Source organism: Tissierella praeacuta (assembly GCF_040396155.1).
GTDB classification, from domain to species: domain Bacteria; phylum Bacillota; class Clostridia; order Tissierellales; family Tissierellaceae; genus Tissierella; species Tissierella praeacuta_A.
In genome coordinates, this window is record NZ_JBEBOY010000087.1 from 1 (window position 1) to 4,109 (window position 4,109).

The following is a 4,109-nucleotide window of genomic DNA, read 5'->3' on the forward strand; positions in this document are numbered from 1 at the left end:
AAATGTTTTAACTGCATGGTCATTACTGACTATGACATTATTATACTAGGAGTGAATTTTATGAAGAAAATATTTAATAATGATTGGCAAGAGTTATTGGAAGGAGAGATGCAAAAAGAATACTATCAAAAACTTAGACAGTTTCTAGTTAGAGAATATAGTACAAGAACTATATATCCAGACATGCATGATATATTCAACGCATTACATTATACTTCTTATAAGGATGTTAAAGTAGTTATATTGGGACAAGACCCATATCATGGACCTAATCAAGCCTATGGATTAAGCTTTTCTGTAAAACCAGGGGTAAGGATACCGCCTTCACTGGTAAATATATATAAGGAATTAAAAGATGATTTAGGCTGTTACATACCTAATAATGGTACATTGACTAAATGGGCTAAAGAAGGAGTATTATTGTTAAATACATCCTTAACTGTAAGAGCTGGGGACGCTAATTCACATAGTAAAATTGGATGGGAAATTTTCACAGATCATATAATAAAATTACTAAACGAAAGAGAAGATCCTATAGTATTTATACTCTGGGGAAATAATGCAATCAAAAAGAAAGCTTTTATAACAAACCCACAGCATTATATAATAACATCTGTTCATCCTAGTCCTTTATCAGCCAGTAGAGGATTTTTTGGATCGAAACCTTTTTCTAAGACAAATAAATTTTTAGAATCCATAGGGAAAGAGCCTATAGACTGGCAGATAGAAAATATTTAAAACTCTCCTTTAAATATGATAAAAAAATAACTTGATATAAATCTAGAACATGGTATCATATATGAGATTATATTATTTAAGGGAGGATTTTATGGAGAAAAATCAACTACAAAATGTAAAAATTGTTAATGCAGATCCGTCGGCATTAGGTCTTTTTGGACTAGCAATGGTAACACTGGTGGCATCATCACAGAAGTTAGGTATTACACAAGGACTATCATTTGTGATACCATGGGCAATATTTTTGGGGGCTTTTGCTCAATTATTTGCTTCTATCAATGATTCAAAGAGGAATAACACTTTTGGCACAACTGCATTTGGAGCCTATGGGTTCTTTTGGATGGGAGTTGCTGCATCTTGGATGATAGATATGGGAGCGTTTGGTGAAGCTCTAGCAGCAAACATAGATACAAAGCAGTTAGGATTTGCATTTTTAGGATATCTAATATTCACAATTTTTATGACTATAGGTGCTATGGAGACACATAAGGTATTATTTTTAATTTTCTTCTTTATAGACCTATTATTTCTCGGATTAACTCTTGATTCCTTTGGCATTATGGGAGAATTTCCACATAAATTAGCGGCGTATTCAGAACTTATTATTTCATTATTATCATTTTATGGTTCAGGAGCGTCAGTATTAAATGAACATTTCGGGAAAAACTTTTTACCTGTAGGAAAGCCATTTGGAATATTTAAATAATAAATAACAATTCTCTTGCATAGTTTTAGAAATAGAATTATACTATTAATACCAATAAGATTTAAAACTCGGAAAATTATTAATTGAGCAAACAACATTTCCTCTTTTATGAAATATTCTTGATTCTATTTTAAATCTTATAATAAATGTAAAGGAGGAATGTTGAAATGGCAGATAAGACAATAAAATGTAAAGACTGTGGTACTGATTTTGTATTCACAGAAAGAGAGCAAGAATTCTACAAGGAAAAAGGCTTTGATAATGAACCTCAAAGATGTGCAGATTGTAGGAAAAAAAGAAAGCAAGAAAGAAACAATAACAACAGAGGTTTTAGAAGATAATAATGACAGGGAAAATTCCCTGTCATTATTTATTATATATAAAATATGAGTAGATTATTGTGTAGAAGCTGAATAATTGTATAAAATATTAGAAACAAGAATAGTTTGCAATTATCTTTTTATGAAGAAATTAAAGAGTAAATAATTAATATTGAGTTTGATGGTAAGGAAAGATATGATGAATGTCGATTTTTTGGGTATTATGTAATTAGAATTTTATATTTTTTTATGATATTATATTAATACATTGAGATTATGTAATAAAATGATAATTCATAATTTTAATGCAATATAACTTATTGAATAATTAGCTTGTAAATTTCCAATTACTACTATCTCAAGATTAATTCCTATTTATTCCAAAGAAATTTGTTAAATTTAATCCTTTGATCATTACTGATTATTTTTTCAATAAGGTATGAGAGTAATGTACATATCGCATGAAACCTATATTTATTAAATCCATATATCTTGAGTTTTCAAGATTACAGCAATTTATTATAGAAAATAGCCTTTCTACTGTAATCCTTTAGAGAATTAGCAAAGTGATAATTTTTTTCTATACTCATTCTTAATGTTGTGTTGATTTTGATTCTCTAAGATTTATACAAGTAATTAAGTGCACTGATAAATCGTTCGATGGTTTGGACGGATACAGGTAATACAGCAGTAGTTTATGTTGAGAAATTTACAGGATTTGATCCTTATTTTATTTATGATTAACTTATAAAATATAAATGGAGGATTATGAATGAAAAATTTAATATCTAGTAAAAAATTATTGATTGTATTTTTATTTTTCTTAATTATTGGGCTAATATTTATTTTCTCCTCCTTTTTTATAAGTAAAGAAATAGTAAGTTCTGTAAATAGACGTGGTTATAAAGTTATGATGGATGCTGCTTCATATTTTAATATGATTGACAACATTGCATCAAATTTTAGAATTGGAGGATTGGTTATATCTTTAATAGGAGGGTTAGGGGTTATAAAATTTATTAAAGATATATAATCTTGTTAATAACTTTTAAAGATATACAAATTAGGATTAATAAAAGAGTGACTTAAGTCACTCTTTTATTAATCCGTTCTACTATTTCTACCTGAGATTATTAAATATAATTAATTCAATAATCTTGTTTAATATTATAAAGCAAGGAATACCAATATAGAATTTCTTTTTACTTAATTTATGTTTAAAGATTACCATTCCAATTAAAGCTCCTATGGAACCGCCAAAGAAAGATATTCCTAGTAAATATGCTTCTGGTATTCTCCATTTTCTCTTTTCGGCTTTACTTTTATCTATGCCGAATAATATAAATGAAGTAAGGTTTATTAGAATTAAAAGTCCTAAGAAGAAGATTTCTTTATTATTAAAGTTTGAAATAAATTTCATATTATTTTACACCAAGATAATTTGCTATATTAGCATCTTTAGTTTTTATCCCCTTTATCTTAGTGGTTTTACAGCTAAGTAAACCTGTAACTCCAGGTCCATGTCCTGCTAATATACAATCTGAATGTACTATTACACCAATTGTTACAGAGCCTTCTAAATATTGACGTCCATAGGTATTATCGCAATCCCTTAATAATACTATATCTCCAAATTTAAGTTTGTCTATTCCATATTTTTTTACTGCTTCCTTATCTCCAGTAGTTATATCATAATCTCCAGTAAGGCTTGTAGCACTGCCAATTCCTGAACCCATTAGATGAGCAGGTATTTCAGTTACTACAGGAACTTCTAATTCTCCATTTTCGTTTTCTTTAATTCCCATTTTTTCAAATAGATTAGGGTCAAGATTCATTACTAATACATCATCATGACCTTCAATTTTAAGACCTTGACCATTGGCTTTAATAAGTATTGTATCATTTATAGCCATTTTCTCTAAATCTTCTTTAGGGAAATATACAAGTACATGTTCAATTCCTCCATGGGTTCCAGTAACAAATCCCTTTGCGCCCTTTGCATCTCCAGTTATTATTCTAGCCTCATTACCTACACAGGATAGTACCATTAAAGCTCTATTTTCAGCAACATCTTCATTTCTAATACTTACACCAGGTTCTACATGGTCACCTACAAGCTCCATACAGGAATCTCCTATTTGGAAATTGTAAGTAATGCCCCCTACACCATGTAAAATCATAGGTATTCCATCATTGCTTATTCTATAGGGGCTTGGTCCCATCATTGGGCTATGAATTTTTCCTTGTACTGATTGGATCACTAATTTGTTTTTATTAGTTTTTAACATAGAAATCACTCCTAGTATAATAATGTCATAGTCAGTAATGACCATGCAGTTAAAACA

6 protein-coding genes are annotated in these 4,109 nt (G+C 29.2%); 4 read left to right on the forward strand and 2 right to left on the reverse strand.

Annotation, left to right across the window (positions count from 1 at the left end; genetic code table 11):
* Positions 1-60: 60 nt before the first annotated feature.
* The 4 genes from ABWP20_RS18225 to ABWP20_RS18240 all read left to right on the forward strand — a co-directional run bounded on the left by ABWP20_RS18225 (position 61) and on the right by ABWP20_RS18240 (position 2,797).
* Positions 61-738, forward strand: a complete 678-nt coding sequence (locus ABWP20_RS18225; protein WP_353097788.1) for a uracil-DNA glycosylase — start codon at positions 61-63, stop codon at positions 736-738.
* 91 nt (positions 739-829) lie between these two features.
* Positions 830-1,444, forward strand: coding sequence for an acetate uptake transporter (locus tag ABWP20_RS18230; protein WP_353097789.1), 615 nt, complete (start codon positions 830-832; stop codon positions 1,442-1,444).
* 167 nt (positions 1,445-1,611) lie between these two features.
* Positions 1,612-1,785, forward strand: coding sequence for a zinc-ribbon domain-containing protein (locus tag ABWP20_RS18235; RefSeq protein ID WP_353097790.1), 174 nt, complete (start codon positions 1,612-1,614; stop codon positions 1,783-1,785).
* A 751-nt stretch (positions 1,786-2,536) separates the two neighbouring features.
* Complete coding sequence (locus ABWP20_RS18240) at positions 2,537-2,797, forward strand: hypothetical protein (protein ID WP_353097791.1); 261 nt, start codon at positions 2,537-2,539, stop codon at positions 2,795-2,797.
* A gap of 87 nt (positions 2,798-2,884) precedes the next feature.
* On the opposite strand, the gene ABWP20_RS18245 is transcribed toward ABWP20_RS18240, so the two are convergent.
* Both ABWP20_RS18245 and ABWP20_RS18250 read right to left on the reverse strand, forming a co-directional pair.
* Positions 2,885-3,184, reverse strand: a complete 300-nt coding sequence (locus ABWP20_RS18245) for a DUF1294 domain-containing protein (RefSeq protein ID WP_353097793.1) — start codon at positions 3,182-3,184, stop codon at positions 2,885-2,887.
* Between the two features lies 1 nt (position 3,185).
* The coding region (locus tag ABWP20_RS18250) for a DUF4438 domain-containing protein (protein WP_353097794.1) at positions 3,186-4,109 on the reverse strand (924 nt) is incomplete at its 5' end.